The organism is Rhizobium sullae (assembly GCF_900169785.1).
GTDB classification, from domain to species: Bacteria; Pseudomonadota; Alphaproteobacteria; order Rhizobiales; family Rhizobiaceae; genus Rhizobium; species Rhizobium sullae.
Window position 1 is genome coordinate 123,180 of record NZ_FWER01000004.1, and the last position, 16,652, is coordinate 139,831.

General features: G+C 59.9%; 13 protein-coding genes. 5 read left to right on the forward strand and 8 right to left on the reverse strand.

What is annotated here, in order from left to right; all coding sequences use genetic code 11:
- The first annotated feature begins 38 nt into the window (after positions 1–38).
- Entirely contained in the window at positions 39–1,247 is a 1,209-nt protein-coding gene (locus BN1800_RS05275) for an SGNH/GDSL hydrolase family protein (protein WP_244564440.1), read from the forward strand.
- A gap of 3 nt (positions 1,248–1,250) precedes the next feature.
- On the opposite strand, the gene BN1800_RS05280 is transcribed toward BN1800_RS05275, so the two are convergent.
- The 4 genes from BN1800_RS05280 to gltB all read right to left on the reverse strand — a co-directional run bounded on the left by BN1800_RS05280 (position 1,251) and on the right by gltB (position 8,324).
- A complete protein-coding gene (locus BN1800_RS05280; protein ID WP_086995170.1) occupies positions 1,251–1,778 on the reverse strand; it encodes a GNAT family N-acetyltransferase in 528 nt (175 codons plus the stop codon).
- 112 nt (positions 1,779–1,890) lie between these two features.
- The gene (locus BN1800_RS05285) at positions 1,891–3,345 is read right to left on the reverse strand and encodes a glutamate synthase subunit beta (protein WP_086995172.1); all 1,455 of its coding nucleotides are present in this window, start codon (positions 3,343–3,345) and stop codon (positions 1,891–1,893) included.
- A 19-nt stretch (positions 3,346–3,364) separates the two neighbouring features.
- Positions 3,365–3,538: a hypothetical protein gene (locus BN1800_RS41280; RefSeq protein ID WP_156915194.1), complete on the reverse strand. Its 174-nt coding sequence runs from the start codon at positions 3,536–3,538 to the stop codon at positions 3,365–3,367.
- A 64-nt stretch (positions 3,539–3,602) separates the two neighbouring features.
- Complete coding sequence (gltB, locus tag BN1800_RS05290; protein WP_086995175.1) at positions 3,603–8,324, reverse strand: glutamate synthase large subunit; 4,722 nt, start codon at positions 8,322–8,324, stop codon at positions 3,603–3,605.
- A 523-nt stretch (positions 8,325–8,847) separates the two neighbouring features.
- Here gltB and BN1800_RS05295 point away from each other — a divergent pair.
- Positions 8,848–9,900 (forward strand): threonine aldolase family protein, encoded by a 1,053-nt coding sequence (locus BN1800_RS05295; RefSeq protein ID WP_086995178.1) that lies wholly within the window; start codon positions 8,848–8,850, stop codon positions 9,898–9,900.
- Between the two features lie 348 nt (positions 9,901–10,248).
- Positions 10,249–10,767 carry a BA14K family protein gene (locus BN1800_RS05300; RefSeq protein WP_086995180.1) on the forward strand — a complete coding sequence of 173 codons (519 nt, stop codon included), beginning with the start codon at positions 10,249–10,251 and terminating at the stop codon, positions 10,765–10,767.
- Positions 10,768–10,809: 42 nt separating this feature from the next.
- Here the strand turns inward: BN1800_RS05300 and BN1800_RS05305 are convergent, their stop codons facing one another.
- Positions 10,810–11,667 carry a LysR family transcriptional regulator gene (locus BN1800_RS05305; protein WP_086995183.1) on the reverse strand — a complete coding sequence of 286 codons (858 nt, stop codon included), beginning with the start codon at positions 11,665–11,667 and terminating at the stop codon, positions 10,810–10,812.
- Between the two features lie 94 nt (positions 11,668–11,761).
- Here BN1800_RS05305 and BN1800_RS05310 point away from each other — a divergent pair, with 94 nt between their 5' ends.
- On the forward strand, positions 11,762–12,766 hold the full coding sequence (locus BN1800_RS05310) for a bile acid:sodium symporter family protein (RefSeq protein WP_086995186.1): 1,005 nt from the start codon (positions 11,762–11,764) through the stop codon (positions 12,764–12,766).
- Positions 12,767–12,836: 70 nt separating this feature from the next.
- Here the strand turns inward: BN1800_RS05310 and BN1800_RS05315 are convergent, their stop codons facing one another.
- Positions 12,837–13,304 (reverse strand): Hsp20 family protein, encoded by a 468-nt coding sequence (locus BN1800_RS05315; RefSeq protein WP_086995189.1) that lies wholly within the window; start codon positions 13,302–13,304, stop codon positions 12,837–12,839.
- 403 nt (positions 13,305–13,707) lie between these two features.
- Here BN1800_RS05315 and BN1800_RS05320 point away from each other — a divergent pair, with 403 nt between their 5' ends.
- The gene (locus tag BN1800_RS05320) at positions 13,708–14,682 is read left to right on the forward strand and encodes an alpha/beta fold hydrolase (RefSeq protein ID WP_086995192.1); all 975 of its coding nucleotides are present in this window, start codon (positions 13,708–13,710) and stop codon (positions 14,680–14,682) included.
- A 12-nt stretch (positions 14,683–14,694) separates the two neighbouring features.
- Here the strand turns inward: BN1800_RS05320 and hisN are convergent, their stop codons facing one another.
- Both hisN and BN1800_RS05330 read right to left on the reverse strand, forming a co-directional pair.
- Positions 14,695–15,468, reverse strand: coding sequence for a histidinol-phosphatase (hisN, locus tag BN1800_RS05325; protein ID WP_086995195.1), 774 nt, complete (start codon positions 15,466–15,468; stop codon positions 14,695–14,697).
- 251 nt (positions 15,469–15,719) lie between these two features.
- Positions 15,720–16,601, reverse strand: a complete 882-nt coding sequence (locus BN1800_RS05330) for an N-formylglutamate amidohydrolase (protein ID WP_086995197.1) — start codon at positions 16,599–16,601, stop codon at positions 15,720–15,722.
- Positions 16,602–16,652 lie beyond the last annotated feature (51 nt).

The window sequence follows — 16,652 nt, forward strand, 5'->3', positions numbered from 1 at the left end:
TGCGTCCCCTCCATGCGAAAATGTCGCGAGAGGTGGGCATGACGATGCGTAGATCGGGTAAGAGGCTGAAATCGGGCTGGAGGGCGCTTCTATCCGCCGTTCTGGTGTTTTCTTTCGGCATCACAGCTCCCGTCGATTTCGCCGATGCCCAAGAGCGCTACTATTACCGCCGCTCGATCTTCGATTTCTTCCTCGGACGCCGTTATATCGATGAATATCCAGCCGCCCCCGAGGTCCGGCGCGCCCCGCAGCGTCAGCGTAGACGCACTACAGTCGCACCCAAGACGGTTGCTACTCCGCGGCCCGCAGCGCCGGTTCCCCAGGAACCCGTGGTCCAGAAGCTCGAGAACGCACAAAAAATCCTGATCGTCGGCGATTTCCTTGCGAGCGGCCTCGGCGACGGCATGATGGAAGCCTTCAAGGCTTCACCCGGCGTCGTCGTCGAAGCCCGGGGCAACGTTGCTTCCGGCTTGGTGCGCGACGACTATTACGATTGGCCCGAACAGCTCTTGAAAATGATGGACGAACTGAAGCCGGCGATGGTCGTCGTCATGATCGGCGCCAACGACCGGCAGCAGATGGCAATCGGCGGCACCAAGGAGAAGTTCCGCACGGACGCCTGGTATGGCGAATATCAGAAGCGCGTGCTGAACTTCGGCAAGGAAATAACCAACCGCAAGATACCATTGCTTTGGGTCGGCTTGCCCGCCTTCGAATCACCCTCGATGACGGCCGACGCCGTTCAGATGAACCAGCTCTATCGCAAGCAGGTCGAAACCATCGGCGGTGAGTTCGTCGATATCTGGGATGGCTTTGTAGACGAGAACGGACAGTTCGTCGTTACCGGTTCCGACATCAATGGCCAGCAGGTGCGCCTGCGCACGTCGGACGGCATCAATTTGACACAGGCCGGACGCCGCAAGGTGGCCTTCTACGTGGAAAAGCCGGCCCGTCGTCTTCTCGGCACGCAGGCAAGCCCCGACCTCATGCGCCTCGACACAAGCAATCTGCCCCATCTAGGGCTGCCGTCGGATCCGGCCGCGCATACACAGCCGATCAGCCTTTCGGATCCCAATCTCGACGGAGGCACCGAGCTCCTCGGCGGCAGGCAGCCTCCGGTCACGCTGACGAGGTCGCCGCGAGACATGCTGGTGCACGACGGCCAGATGGAACCGGCGCCGGCAGGACGCGTGGACGACTACAGCCTTCCGGCCTCGAAAGTACCGAAGCAGGTCTCGGCCAAATAAGCTTCAGCCCTTCGGCTGAGCGACAATGCGAAGGTAGATGAAATTTTCGTGACGCTCGCCTTCGAACTCGAAGTAGGTCGAGCCCCGCCTTTCAAAGCCCTGCCGTTCATAGAACTGGATAGCGTGGGCGTTCTGATGGTTGACGGCCAGCCATATGTGCGTCGCGCTACGCCTGGCCGAGAGGAGGTCTGCCTCCCGCAGCAATTCGGCACCGATGCCCTTTCCGATGAAGTGCTCTTGGACATAGAGTGTGACGACCTGTGTCGTGACGTCGGAAAGCTCCGGACACGGCGCATCGAAATCGAGACGCAGATAACCGACAAGATGTCCGTCGATCTCGCACAGGATGAAATACTGGGTGTCAGCGGCCAGGTGAGGCCGGAAATTCTCTGCCGTGAACTGTGTCAGCACATAATCTGAAAGCGCCTGACGGATTCCCCTCCTGGCATAGGTGTGCAGCCAGACCTGGGTCGTCAGGGCTGCTACATTCGCCGCATCGTCCGGCAAAGCTTTCCGAAAGCTCATAGTCATTAAGCGCTCAGCATGGCCAAATCAGCAGTTTGCCCTACAGACTGCTCAATAGATCAACCGCCCACAACCTCTTGCGAGCGGTCCATGTCATGTTCGGCTTCAAGCGACAGCATCAGCCCGGCAGAACCGTGGAGCCCATCAGCGCCTCATCGATCGCGCGTGCTGCCTGGCGGCCTTCGCGGATCGCCCAGACGACCAGCGACTGGCCGCGGCGGACATCGCCTGCCGTCCACAGCTTGTCGACGGAGGTCTTGTAGTCCTTGTCGTTGGCAACGACATTGGTCGAGCCGCGGCGGTCGGTGTTGAGCGTCAGCTTGCCATCGAGATCCTTGAGCACGCTGTCGGTGAACGGGCCGCGGAAACCGATGGCGATAAAGGCGAGATCCGCCTTGATGACGAATTCCGTGCCGGGAACCGGCTTGCGGCGCTCATCGACTTCACAGCACTTCACACCTGTCAGCACGCCATCCTCGCCGATGAATTCCAGCGTCGCGACCTGGAACTCGCGGACGGCGCCTTCGGCCTGCGAGGAGGACGTGCGCATCTTCGTTGCCCAGAACGGCCAGACGGCGAGCTTGTCTTCCTTCTCCGGCGGCTGCGGACGAATGTCGAGCTGTGTGACCTTGACGGCGCCCTGACGGAAGGCCGTGCCGACACAGTCCGAAGCGGTATCACCGCCGCCGACGACGACCACATGCTTGGCGCCCGCCAGGATCGGATCTGACGCCCAGCCGACACTGTCAATATTTTCGCGGCCGACGCGCTTGTTCTGCTGCACGAGGTAAGGCATCGCGTCGTGGACGCCGGCAAGTTCGATGCCGGGGATGCCCGCTTCGCGCGGCGTTTCGGAGCCGCCACAATAAAGCACCGCATCGTAATCCGACAGCAGTTGCTCGACCTTCAGATCGACGCCGACATTAACGCCGCAATGGAAGGTGACGCCCTCGCCCTTCATTTGCTCAACACGACGGTCGATGAAATTCTTCTCCATCTTGAAGTCCGGAATGCCGTAGCGCAACAGGCCGCCCGGCCGGCTCTCGCGCTCGTAGACATGGACCTCATGGCCGGCGCGGCCGAGCTGCTGGGCGGCCGCCATACCAGCGGGACCGGAGCCGATGACCGCGACCTTCTTGCCCGTATGGACCGTTGCCGGCTGCGGACGGATGAAGCCGAGCTCGTAAGCCTTGTCGGCAATCGCCTGCTCGACCGTCTTGATCGCAACCGGCGCATCTTCAAGGTTCAGCGTGCAGGCCTCCTCGCAGGGCGCCGGGCAGACACGGCCGGTGAACTCCGGGAAGTTGTTGGTCGAATGCAGGTTCTGGATCGCCGCTTCCCAGTTGTTGTTGTAAACGAGGTCGTTCCAGTCCGGAATCTGGTTGTGGATCGGGCAGCCGGTCGGGCCATGACAATAGGGAATGCCACAGTCCATGCAGCGGGCGGCCTGTTTCTGCACTTCCGGGTCCGACATCGGGATCGTGAATTCGCGGAAATGCCGGATGCGATCCGACGCCGGCTGATACTTCGCTACCTGCCGGTCGATTTCCAGAAACCCTGTGACCTTACCCATATTTTCGTCCCTCATCATCTTAAAGCCCAAGACCCAAAGGCCCCCAGTACCTGTAGGCCAGTCCCATGACTGCGCCCAGGGCTATGAATTCCGTTTCAAGGCCGCCGGCGGCAAAAGAGGCGCCGGCGGAAACTGCAACGGCGAGGCACAGAGAGATGAAGGAATGAAGCAGCGAAAACCGATTTTTCATCATCGTTCTTTCCAGCATCCTCCATGCCGCTCGTCAGAGCAGTGACAGATCTACCGATTTAGAGCACTCACTCCGCGGCAACTCCCATCCGGCTCCGCTCCATTTCCTCGAGCGCACGGCGGTACTCGACCGGCATGACCTTGCGGAATTTCGGACGGTAGTCGGCCCAGTTGTCCAGGATCTGCTTGGCGCGGGTCGAGCCCGTGTAGTGCAGATGGTTGGAGATCAGCTGATAAAGGCGCTCCTCGTCGTGACGCGTCATGTCGCCGGAGACGTCGACGCGTCCCTTGTGCATGAGGTCGCCGCCGTGATGGTGCAGCTTCTCCAGCATGTCGTCCTCTTCCGGAACTGGTTCGAGCTCAACCATGGCCATGTTGCAGCGCTTGGCGAAATCGCCAGCCTCATCAAGAACGTAGGCAACGCCGCCGGACATGCCGGCCGCGAAGTTTCGTCCCGTTTCGCCGAGCACGACCACCACGCCGCCCGTCATGTATTCGCAGCCATGATCGCCCACACCTTCCACGATAGCGATTGCGCCCGAGTTACGGACGGCGAAGCGCTCGCCCGCGATACCGCGGAAGTAGCACTCGCCTTCGGTCGCACCGTAGAGCACCGTGTTGCCGACGATGATGGAGTCTTCAGCGACGATCTTCGAGTTTTCCGGGGGCCGGATGATGATCTTGCCGCCCGAGAGGCCCTTGCCGACATAGTCGTTGCCGTCGCCGATCAGGGTGAAGGTGACGCCGCGTGCGAGGAACGCAGCGAAGCTCTGACCCGCCGTGCCCCTCAGCGTGACGTTGATCGTGTCGTCCTTCAGGCCGCGGTGGTTGTAGCGCTTCGCAACCTCGCCCGAAAGCATGGCGCCCGCCGAACGGTCGACATTCTTGATGTCGACTTCGAAGGCAACCGGCGTTTTCGAGGAGAGCGCAGGCTCGGCCTTCTCGATCAGCTTGCGGTCGAGAATGTCGTCGATCGGGTGCTTCTGACGGCTCGTCCAGTAAGTCTCTTCCTTCGCGGCATCGACCTTGTGGAAAATGCGACTGAAATCGAGTCCCTTGGCCTTCCAGTGCGCCAGCATCTCGTCCTTCTCGAGCAGTTCTGAAGCGCCGATGATGTCATCGAGCTTGGTGAAGCCGAGCGAGGCCAGGATTTCGCGCACTTCGTTGGCGACGAAGAAGAAGTAGTTGATGACGTGCTCGGGCGTGCCTTTGAAGCGCTTGCGCAGAACCGGATCCTGCGTCGCAACCCCCACCGGACAGGTGTTGAGATGGCACTTGCGCATCATGATACAGCCAGCGGCAATCAGCGGTGCCGTCGCAAAGCCGAACTCGTCTGCACCGAGTAGCGCCCCGATGATGACGTCGCGGCCGGTCTTCAGACCGCCGTCGACCTGTAGGGCGACGCGCGAGCGAAGGCCGTTCAGCACCAGCGTCTGCTGGGTTTCGGCAAGGCCGATTTCCCAAGGGCTGCCGGCATGTTTCAGCGAGGTGAGCGGCGAAGCACCCGTGCCGCCGTCAAAGCCGGCAACCGTGATGTGGTCGGCGCGCGCCTTGGCAACACCGGCGGCAACCGTGCCAACACCGACTTCTGAGACGAGCTTGACCGAGACGTCCGACGCCGGGTTGACGTTCTTCAGGTCGTAGATGAGCTGCGCCAGATCTTCGATCGAATAGATGTCATGGTGCGGCGGCGGTGAGATCAGGCCGACGCCGGGCGTCGAGTGACGGGTCTTGGCAACCGTCGCATCGACCTTGTGACCTGGCAGCTGCCCGCCTTCGCCAGGCTTGGCACCCTGCGCGACCTTGATCTGCAGCATGTCGGCGTTGACGAGATATTCGGTCGTCACTCCGAAGCGTCCCGACGCGATTTGCTTGATCGCCGAGCGTTCCGGGTTCATCGAGCCGTCGCGCAACGGCATGTAGCGGTCGGACTCTTCGCCGCCTTCGCCGGTGTTCGACTTGCCGCCGATCTTGTTCATAGCGATCGCCAGCGTCGTATGCGCCTCGCGGCTGATCGAACCGAAGGACATCGCGCCCGTGGAGAAGCGCTTGACGATATCGGCTGCCGGCTCGACCTCGTCGATCGAAATCGGCTTGCGGCCAAGCTGCTCGGCGCTTTTGACGTTGAACAGGCCGCGGATGGTATTCATGCGCAGTGCCGTGGTGTTCATCATGTCGGAGAACTCGCGGTAGCGATCCTCAGCATTGCCGCGAACCGCGTGCTGAAGGGCAGCGACCGCGTCCGGCGTCCAAGCGTGGCTTTCGCCGCGCATGCGGAAAGCATATTCGCCGCCGATGTCGAGCGTGCTGGCAAGCAGCGGGTCGCGGCCGAAGGCGGCTGTATGGCGAGCAACGGTTTCCTTGGCGATCTCTTCCAGGCCGACGCCTTCGATCATCGTTGCAGTGCCAAAGAAATACTTGTCGACGAAATCCGACTGCAGGCCGATTGCGTCGAAGATTTGCGCGCCGCAATAGGACTGATAGGTCGAGATGCCCATCTTCGACATGACCTTGAGGATGCCTTTGCCGACCGCCTTGATGTAGCGGTAGACGATTTCGCTGGCGTCCACTTCCTTTGGAAACTCGCCCTTGGCATGCATGTCAAGCAGTGTGTCGAAGGCGAGATAAGGGTTGATCGCTTCGGCACCATAGCCTGCGAGCAGGCAGAAGTGATGTACTTCGCGCGGCTCGCCGGTTTCGACGACGAGACCGACGGAGGTGCGAAGCCCCTTGCGGATCAGGTGGTGGTGCACGGCAGCGGTCGCCAGCAGCGCGGGAATCGCGATGCGGTCCGGCCCTATCTGACGGTCAGAGAGCACGATGATGTTGTAGCCGCCCTTGACCGCCGCTTCCGCGCGCTCGCAAAGGCGGTCGAGCATTTCCGGCATGCCTTCGGCGCCGCCGCGCTCCACATCATAGGTGAAGTCGAGCGTCTTGGTATCGAAGCGATCTTCCGTGTGACCGATCGAGCGGATCTTTTCCAGATCGCCGTTGGTCAGGATCGGCTGGCGCACTTCGAGGCGCTTGGCGTTCGCCATGCCCGTATGGTCGAGGATGTTCGGCCGAGGCCCGATGAAGGAAACGAGGCTCATGACGAGCTCTTCGCGGATCGGGTCGATCGGCGGGTTCGTGACCTGCGCGAAGTTCTGCTTGAAGTAGGTGTAGAGCAGCTTCGACTTGTCGGACATCGCCGAAATCGGCGTATCCGTACCCATCGAGCCGATCGCTTCCTGACCCGTCGTCGCCATCGGCGACATCAGGATTCTCGTGTCTTCGGTCGTATAGCCGAAGGCCTGCTGGCGGTTGAGCAACGAAACGTCACGGCGCAGCGCACGCGGTTCGACCGGCTTGAGGTCTTCGAGGATGAGCTGCGTGCGATCGAGCCAGCTGCGATAGGGATGCTGGGTCGCAAGCTGCGACTTCACCTCGTCATCGGAGATGATGCGGCCTTCTTCCATATCGATCAGCAGCATCTTGCCAGGCTGCAGGCGCCATTTCCGGACGATATTTTCTTCCGGAACCGGCAGCACGCCCGCTTCCGATGCCATGATGACACGATCATCGTTGGTGACGAGATAGCGGGCCGGACGCAGGCCGTTGCGGTCGAGCGTCGCGCCGATCTGCTTGCCGTCCGTGAAGGCGACGGCAGCCGGTCCGTCCCACGGCTCCATGAGCGCTGCGTGGTATTCGTAGAATGCCTTGCGCTCGGCCGCCATCGACTGGTTGCCGGCCCAGGCTTCCGGGATCAGCATCATCACCGCATGCGACAGCGAATAGCCGCCGCGCACGAGGAATTCGAGCGCGTTGTCGAAACAGGCCGTGTCCGACTGGCCTTCGTAGGAGATCGGCCAGAGCTTGGAGATATCCTCGCCGAAGAGCGGCGAAGACACGGAAGCCTGGCGCGCCGCCATCCAGTTGACGTTGCCGCGCAGCGTGTTGATTTCGCCGTTGTGTGCGACCATGCGATAGGGGTGTGCCAGCTTCCACGACGGGAAGGTGTTGGTCGAGAAGCGCTGGTGCACGAGGGCGACCGCACTTTCGAAACGTGGGTCGGACAAGTCCTTATAATAGACGCCGACCTGATAGGCGAGGAACATACCCTTGTAGACGACGGTCGCCGACGACAGCGACACCGGATAGAAGTTGCTCTCCTCGCCTTCGAACTCGTCGTAAATGCGATTGGAGATCACCTTGCGCAGCGTGAAGAGACGGCGCTCAAACTCGTCGTTCGTCGCTGCATCCTCGCCTGCACCGATGAAGACCTGCACATGGTGCGGCTCCGTCGCGGCGATATCCGGTGCCTTGGAGAGCGACGAGTTGTCGACAGGTACGTCGCGGAAGCCAAGGAAGACCTGGCCTTCCTCTGTGATCACATCCTGGATCACCTTCTTGAAGTGCTCGATCTGCCCTTCATCACGCGGCATGAAGATATGACCCATGCCGTATTCGCCGGCCTTCGGCAGGATAACGCCCTGCTTAGCCATCTCCTCGCGGAAGAAGCGGTCGGGAATCTGCACGAGAATGCCGGCGCCATCGCCCATCAGCGGATCGGCGCCGACAGCACCCCGGTGCGTCAGGTTTTCCAGAATAAAGAGACCGTCCTTGACGATCTGATGTGACTTCTGACCCTTCATATGCGCGACGAAGCCGACGCCACAGGCGTCATGCTCGTTGCGCGGATCATAAAGCCCCTGTTTCCGCGGCAGACCGGAGGCGGATTTACGCGTATTGGCCGTTGCGCGCACGTCCGCTGCGAACTGGTCAAAACCCGTGGATGGCGTCTTCGTCATCTTTCCCTCCTGTCAAAGCCCGCGAGCGGGCGTCTCTTCGTCGCCCGCCACCCTTGATACTGGGGTCGACGCGTGACAGCGCTTGTTGCATTATCGAAGATCCGGTCGCGTTGACCCGCTAAAGCAAGCCGCCGCGCTCCGCGCCTGCCAGTCGCCTCCGCGCTGCCAAGGCTGCGCTTGAGTGGACTATAGCGTGAAACCCTGCAAAGGTCAGGGCTTTCGGCGCCTCTTCGGCCGTAAAGGCCAAAATAGGACAGCAACACTGTCCTAATTCATCAGTTCTATGCCAGAAACCTATGCGCTCCGCAAGAGCGCGCGATTAAAAAATCGTCAATTTTGGACGGAAGATTGCCGAATTAACAGGAATGACGAAATTAAATTACACATTGCCGCACTATTTTGTTTGTTGATTGCGGAGTTCAATTTTTGTGATGCATTGCGAGGCAGATGTTTGATCCCGTAAAGCTTTGGCGTAATGTCCCTGGCGAACTTGCCAACCCCACATTTTCCCCGACGGTCCTTCATGTTTTTTTCTTCCGACAACTGGGCTGGCGCCCATGAATCCATTGCCCAACGCCTGCTCGCCGAATCCGCCGGTTTCGCTTCCGCATACGGCACCAGCAATCTCGATAAAAAAGTCGAGGTGCGCTTTTGCGAAGTCTTCGAGCGCGAAGTCGCTGTCTTCTTTGTCGCGACGGGTACGGCTGCGAACTCCCTTTCTCTTGCGAGCGTCCAACGCCCCGGCGGCGTCACCTTCTGCCATTCGGAGGCCCATGTCATTGAGGATGAATGCGGCGCACCGGAATTTTTTTCAGGTTCCGCCCGCCTTGTCGCTGTGCCCGGAGAGTCCGGCAAGATCGATCCGGCAAAGCTTTCGGCAAAGATCGCAAGCTTCCCTGAGGATGACGTGCATCACGGCCGCGCGAGTGCCGTCACTATTACCCAGGCCACCGAGATCGGTACCGTCTATTCGATGCCGGAAATCGGTGAGATTTCCGGCATCGCAAGGAAGCGCAACCTAGCTCTTCATATGGATGGCGCACGTTTTGCCAACGCACTCGTGGCGCTTGGCGCAACGCCTGCCGAAATGACCTGGAAACGCGGCGTGGACATGCTTTCCTTCGGCGGCACCAAGAACGGCTGCTGGTGCGCGGAGGCGATCGTCTTCTTCAATCCGGATCAGGCCAGAGAGATGCCCTTCATCCGCAAGCGTGCCGCGCAGCTCTTCTCCAAGTCGCGCTTCATCGCCGCCCAGTTCGACGCCTATTTCGAGAACGACCTCTGGCTCGATCTCGCCCGCCATGCGAACCGCATGGCGGACGGCCTTCGCGTAGGCATCGGCGCCAGCAATTCGGCCAGACTCGCATGGCCCACCGCCACGAACGAAGTCTTCGCCGTCGTCACGAAGGCGGCGGCGAAGATCGCCGAGGGAAGGGGTGCGAAGTTCTACGAGTGGCCGGTTCCAGCCGCAACCCCGGAGCTCGTCGGCGGCAACGAGACGTTGATCCGCCTCGTCACCAGCTTCGCCACGACGGAAGCCGATGTCGACGGCTTCCTGAAATGCCTGGCGGCGTAAAAGCCGATTACATTTAGTTCTGATGGCCATAGACGGCGGATTGCGGGGCACTTTGAGCCGCCTTTTCCGCTTCGTGCCCGATCACAAGGATCATCATTACACAGGCCACCAGCCCGGATACGAATAGTGCGCCATACATCATCGGTCCGTCCTTCCTTGCCCCGAGCGACGACCGTTACCTGCTCCCAAACTAGGAGTCGGAATCTCACCAAACAGCTAAGCGAAAGGGTTGAGAGGGGCTTAAAACGGCAAGCAGCCGGTTAACCTTTGCGGGCGAAATGCTGCAAATCTTCCATCGACTGGAACTTTAAGGAGGTTTTCTCGTTTATCAGCGAAAGGTGAAGAGCCATGAAAAAGTTTGCAGTCGCGCTCATGTCACTTGTGACGGCTTTTGCCGGTATTCCACCTGCCGAAGCATTTCCGGTTGTCAATTTCGAAAAACCGAAGGTGGTTTCGAACATAGAGCAGATTCAAGACCGCCGCGTGATCATCCGCCGGTGGACTGGACGCTATTATCCGGGTCGTACCCGCTATAGGAATTACGGCAGCTATCGCTACGGAAATTATGGTGGCTATCGCTATCGAAATTATGGTGGCTATCGATATCGGAACTATGACGACTATTACGGCCGCCGCTACTACCGCCGGCATCGTAATAACGACGCCGCGGCCATTATTGGCGGATTGGCACTCGGTGCGATCATCGGCGGTGCTTTGGCTCAGCCACGTTACTATGCTCCGGCGCGCTACTATGGCGGCAACGCCCATACCCGCTGGTGCTATAATCAATACCGCTCCTACAGGGCCTGGGACAATACTTTCCAGCCGTACTATGGCCCGCGCCGGCAGTGCGTTTCGCCTTATTGATCGGCGAGCAACCGAAACCCGCCACCAAGCGGGTTTCTATTTCTATGCGGCTGATCGCAGGCCCCGCACCTTCCCAAGAATATCCTCCGAAAGCGCCGACACCAGCGCCTGATCGGCCCCTTTGCGCGGCACCAGCACGAATTCCACATCCTCCAGCAGCGGCAGCCTTGCCGCACCAATCTCTTTCAATCCGGAGGGAGCCATGCTGCGCGGCTGCACCAGCACGCCCATTCCAGCCCGCGCCGCGGCTGTCAAGCCACTGAGGCTGCCGCAGGTGCAGACGATCCGCCAAGGCACCTGCATCCGGCTGAGGGCCTCGAGCGCAATGGTCCGTGTCACGCTCGGCGGCGGGAAGGCAATCAGCGGCAGCGGTCCCTGCGCAAGCACATGGTCCGGATCGCGCGCCAGCCAGACTAGCGGCTCGCGATAGACAAGCCTGCCGCGGGCATCGCCGAGCCGGCGCTTGGCGAGCACCAGATCGATCTCGCCATTGTCCTGCATCTCGTAGAGCGCTCCAGAGAGCGCTACGGTCAATTCCAGATCAACCGACGGATGCGACCGCACGAAATCCTCCAAGACGGCCGGAAGCTGGCTTGTCACGAAATCTTCCGAGACACCGAGGCGGAGCTGGCCACGCAGGCTGTTGTCCTTGAAAAGCGATTGAACCTGACCCTCGATCGAAAGCATCATGCGCGCATGCGAAAGCAGCGCTTCCCCATCTCCGGTGAGTACGACCTTGTGGGTATCGCGAGCCAGGAGTTTTCGCCCGAGGGAAGTCTCCAGCCGCTGGATATGCTGGCTGACGGTCGATTGCCCAAGGCCCAGCCGCTCGGCCGCGAGCGTGAAACTGCCCATCTGCTCGACGGCAACAAAACTGCGCAATTGCGTCAAATCAAGCACGGAAATCCAAGTTCGCGATAACTGTTATTCCTTGCATCCTGAATCATAATTAGCGACAAAGCAACGAGCTTCTGAAAAATGCCGAGAGAGCATCATGCGCCGCTTCTTGCCCGATACCTTCACGATCCTGCTCGTCTTTACTGTCATTCTTGCCTCGCTGCTTCCGGCAAGCGGCATTTTCGCGGGTTATTTTGGCGTCGCCACTAATCTTGCCATCGCTCTGCTCTTCTTCCTGCATGGCGCACGGCTCTCCAGTGACGTCGTCATTGCGGGCCTCTTGCACTGGCGGCTGCACCTCGTCATTCTGTTGACAACCTTCGCCATCTTCCCGCTGCTCGGCATGGGGCTTGGCCTGATCCCGGATTCGATCCTGCCGCGGCCGCTTTATCTCGGCATTCTTTTCCTGTGCGTCCTGCCGTCCACGGTGCAGTCTTCGATTGCCTTCACCTCGATGGCAGCTGGCAATGTGCCGGCGGCCATCTGCTCGGCCTCTGCTTCCAACATCTTCGGCATGTTCCTGACGCCGCTGCTCGTCGGCTTGCTCTTTTCCGTTGGTGGCCATGGCGGCTTTTCCTGGGATGCGCTGGAGCAGATCCTGCTGCAACTGCTTGCGCCCTTCGTGGCCGGCCAGATCCTGCAGCCTTGGATCGGCAACTGGGTCCGCGCGAAGAAAAAGGTCCTGATGCCGGTGGATCGCGGTTCGATCCTGATGGTCGTCTATCTCGCTTTCAGCACCGCGGTCGTGGAGGGACTGTGGCACACCTTCTCAGTAAGAGACATCGCCGTCGTCGTCGTGCTCGACATGCTGCTGCTTGCGATCGTCCTGATGCTCACCATGCACGGCAGCCGCTTTCTCGGCTTCAACAAGGCCGACGAGATCACCATCACTTTCTGCGGCTCAAAGAAGAGTTTGGCAAGCGGCGTGCCGATGGCAAGCGTCATCTTCGCCGGCCAGTCGATCGGCGCAATCGTCCTGCCGCTGATGCTCTTCCATCAGATTCAGTTGATGGTCTGCGCCGTGATCGCGCAGAAATATGCCGCAGCGGCCGCGCACCGGATAACGGAAGAGGAAGCCGAGGAGGCTGCAAGCCCGGCCTGATCCGCAGGTAACAAAAAAGCGGCGCCCCAACGGAGCGCCGCCTGCCTTTTCCTATCCTGGGAGGGATTGGTTAGTTGGCGACGTGGGCCTCGATAGCCTTCGGCGCGCTTACCGGCTCTGCGGCAATCGCGATCTTGCGCGGCTTCATGGTTTCCGGGATGCTGCGAAGAAGGTCGATATGGAGCAGGCCGTTCTTCAGCGAAGCAGCGGTTACCTCGACATGGTCGGCAAGTTGGAAGCGGCGCTCGAAGGCGCGCTTGGCGATGCCGCGATAGAGGAACTCGCTGCCCTCCGCATTCTCTTCGCTCTTTCCGCCCTTGACGGTCAGCGTGTGAGCTTGAGCCTCGATGGAGATTTCGCTTTCATCGAAACCGGCAACCGCCATGGTGATGCGGTAGGTGTTTTCACCGGTTCGCTCGATATTGTAGGGCGGATAGGTATTGCCCTGATCCGGCTGAGACAAGCTATCAAGCATGGTGAAGAGACGGTCGAAACCGACGGTCGAGCGATAGAGTGGGGAAAAGTCGACGTGACGCATGATGTCCTCCTAAGGAAGCGACGTGTTGCGATAGATGCCCCTGAAACCCCATATTCGGCAGCTTCGGGACGGTTCAGCGGACCCCTTTTGGCACCCGCAGAATTGAGATGGTGATCGACTTTCCGCAGTTCAAGACCCCGTTTGAAGCCAGGTGAACAGGGCATGAACGCGCGGTTCGGCATGCGTTCAGCCGCACTTCTGTAAACATTGTATCGTCGGGTAATCAAACTGGCCCGATGGCTGAAGTGCATCGTCCCTTCTTCTTCAGTCCGATTTGCGACCGGCGCCGGGCATCCCCTCAGATCGCCCCGCCGGTCTCTTTTTCTTGCTCCAGCTTAAGAGTTGATTTTCCGTCTCCGTGCATTATCCCCTACATTCAAGGCGGCATCGAAAGCAGCGGCTTATGGACAGCATCCTCATCTCCACACCTGACAATCCGGTTCCGGAAAGCCGCACAGAGGGCTATTTCGAGACGCATGACGGCTGGAAGCTGCGCTATGCGGTATTCCGGTCCGATACCTCCGTTGCGAAAGGCACGGTCGTCATTCTCCAGGGGCGCAATGAATATATCGAGAAATATTTCGAGACGATCCGCGATCTGACGGCAAAGGGCCTCTGGGTTGCGATCTTCGATCTTCGCGGTCAGGGCGGTTCGCCACGGCTCATCAAGAAGCGGCAGCATGGCCATGTGCGCCGCTTTTCCGACTATGAACGGGACCTCGACACCTTTTTGGAGAAGGTGGTGCTGCCCGACACCCGCCTGCCATTCTACCTGCTCGGCCATTCGACCGGCGGCCTGATTGCGCTTTCGGCAGCACCCTATCTGACGACGCGCATCGAACGCATCGTGCTTTCCGCGCCCTTCATCGGCCTGATCGGCCAGGCGGCGTCAGCCTCGACCATCCGCCGCCTCGCCGCCACGGCTTGTGCGCTCGGACTCGGCTCGATGCCACTAAGCCGCAATCTCCGGGAACTGCCTTTCCAGGACAATCCGCTGACATCGGACGAAGTGCGTTTCGAACGGAACGTCGCGATGATGAAGGAGCACCCGGAACTGACACTCGGCCCGCCCACAGCACGCTGGCTGCACGAATCCTTTAGGGCGATAGACAGGGTTCTAATGCCGAGCCATCTCTTTTCGATCACCATCCCAACGATCGTCATTGCCCCGACCCGCGACGGCGTCGTGCCTTATATCGCGCAGGAACGGCTCTCCCGCTATTTCCGTGCCGGCCAGCTCGTGCCGATCAACGGCGCGCGGCATGAGATTTTTCAGGAGCGCGATGCCTATCGCGCCGCAGCACTCGCAGCGTTCCATGCGTTTATCCCCGGTAGCGACGCCGAGGCCAGGGAAGAGGTCGAGGGGATCGGTGTCTGAGCGGACGGTAGCTTAGCGCTGCAGGATCGCAAGTGCCTGGTCGTAAACAGCACGGCTGCCGGCAGCGATGATCGAGCCACCGTTTTCCGGCCGCCCGCCCTCCCAAGTCGTGATGATGCCGCCGGCATTTTCGATCACCGGAATGATCCCGCCGACATCGTAGGGCTTGAGGCCGTTTTCGATCACCAGATCGACATGGCCAGCCGCCAGCAGTGCATAGGCATAGCAATCGGTTCCGTAGCGGAAAAGCCGGACCTGGCTTTCGATCTCACGATATTTCTCCATTTCGAAGCCGGTGAAGAGATGCGGCGAAGTGGTGAAGAGGATCGCCTTCGAAAGCATGCCGCAATCGCGTGTCTTCAAACGCCGTTCGCCCTCCGGCCCGGAATAGATCGAGCCGTTCTGATCCGCGAAATAGCGCTCACCAGTGAAGGGTTGCTCGATCATACCCATGATCGCCCGGCCGTTCTTCTGCAGCCCGATCAGCGTTCCCCAGACCGGCACGCCGGAAATGAAGGCCCGCGTGCCGTCGATCGGGTCGATGACCCAGACATAATCGCGATCTAGCCCGACGTTGCCATGTTCCTCGCCGAGAATGCCATGATCAGGAAAACGCTCTTCAATCAGCTTGCGGATTGCAGCTTCCGCTGCCTGATCGCCCTCGGTAACGGGATCGAAACCGCTCGAAAGCTTGTTTGTGACATCGAGGCCGGACCGGAATCGCGGCAACGTTTCAGCCTTGGCGGCTTCCGCCAGGCGATTGAAGAACGAGCGGTCAGGGAGCATGGGCGATCCGTTTTTCTGGGCCGTGTGGCCCGCATTTCTTAGCGGAATTGCGCTCGAATGCAAACGTTTCAGGCATTTTCTCGATAGCTGCCTAAAGATTTTGCATCGCAAAATAATGATTGACATTTGTGCAGCGCAGCAGTAGCGTCTTCATACAGTCTTCTGACTGTAAATACCCTCCTTGGGTGTTTCCTCCCTAGACTTAGCCGCGCTGAACAGCGCGGTTCTTTTTTGAGCGACTGTCTGGGAGCTTATTCGGCAGCAAGCGCCGTATCGATCGAGAATTGTTCCACGTAGCTCGCCATCTGCCGCATGAAACCCGTTACGGCGTTGACGATCAGCGGAAAATCCGTGTGCTTTTCCAGCGTCACTTCGTCCACGTAGATCGCCCGATTCACCTCGATCTGCAGGGCGTGCAACCCTCGCGCCGGCCGACCGTAGTGTTCGGTGATGAAGCCGCCGGCATAAGGCTTGTTGCGGATGGCGGTGAAACCCATCTCCTCGAGAATACTGATTGCCATACGCGAAAGCTCTGCCGATGCGCTGGTGCCATACCGGTCGCCAATGATGAAGTCGGGCCGCGTATTGCTGCCTGCGACACGCACATTGCCCGGCATGGAGTGGCAATCAATCAGCACGCCGAAGCCGAACTGCACGTGGGTGCGCGCAATCAGGCGACGCAGCGCGGCGTGGTAGGGTTTGTAGATACTCTCGACCCGATCGAGCCCTTCCTGCACCGGCAGCCGACGGGCATAGATTTCCATATTCTCGGCAACGATGCGCGGAATGGTCCCGAGCCCGCCTGCAACACGCAGCGAATTGATGTTCGCATAAGGCGGCAACAGCCCATCGAACATGCGCGGATCTAGTTCGTAGGGTTCGCGGTTCACATCCAGATAGGCGCGCGGGAAATTGGCGAGAAGCAAAGGCGCGCCGAGCCGACTGGCGGCGCAAAAGAGCTCGTCGACATAGTGATCCTCCGACCGGCGGATGGAAATGCCCTCTAGCCGCGACTGGGCGATAAATTCCGGTGGATAAATACGGCCGCTGTGGGGGGAATTATAAACGAAGGGAATGGTCTGCGACACGGGCTCACGGATCTCAAAAAGCTCGTATTCGCGAATTTCCGGCACCTTTTTCCCTCTTAACCATGTCACAGGACGGCTGCTTCGCCCATGTTGCCA

Bases quoted from the DNA above. Each gene is read 5' to 3' on its own strand.
- BN1800_RS05275 (WP_244564440.1), top strand. From the start codon at position 39: ATGACGATGCGTAGATCGGGTAAGAGGCTGAAATCGGGCTGGAGGGCG.
- BN1800_RS05280 (WP_086995170.1), bottom strand. From the start codon at position 1,778: ATGACTATGAGCTTTCGGAAAGCTTTGCCGGACGATGCGGCGAATGTA.
- BN1800_RS05285 (WP_086995172.1), bottom strand. From the start codon at position 3,345: ATGGGTAAGGTCACAGGGTTTCTGGAAATCGACCGGCAGGTAGCGAAG.
- BN1800_RS41280 (WP_156915194.1), bottom strand. From the start codon at position 3,538: ATGATGAAAAATCGGTTTTCGCTGCTTCATTCCTTCATCTCTCTGTGC.
- gltB (WP_086995175.1), bottom strand. From the start codon at position 8,324: ATGACGAAGACGCCATCCACGGGTTTTGACCAGTTCGCAGCGGACGTG.
- BN1800_RS05295 (WP_086995178.1), top strand. From the start codon at position 8,848: ATGTTTTTTTCTTCCGACAACTGGGCTGGCGCCCATGAATCCATTGCC.
- BN1800_RS05300 (WP_086995180.1), top strand. From the start codon at position 10,249: ATGAAAAAGTTTGCAGTCGCGCTCATGTCACTTGTGACGGCTTTTGCC.
- BN1800_RS05310 (WP_086995186.1), top strand. From the start codon at position 11,762: ATGCGCCGCTTCTTGCCCGATACCTTCACGATCCTGCTCGTCTTTACT.
- BN1800_RS05315 (WP_086995189.1), bottom strand. From the start codon at position 13,304: ATGCGTCACGTCGACTTTTCCCCACTCTATCGCTCGACCGTCGGTTTC.
- BN1800_RS05320 (WP_086995192.1), top strand. From the start codon at position 13,708: ATGGACAGCATCCTCATCTCCACACCTGACAATCCGGTTCCGGAAAGC.
- hisN (WP_086995195.1), bottom strand. From the start codon at position 15,468: ATGCTCCCTGACCGCTCGTTCTTCAATCGCCTGGCGGAAGCCGCCAAG.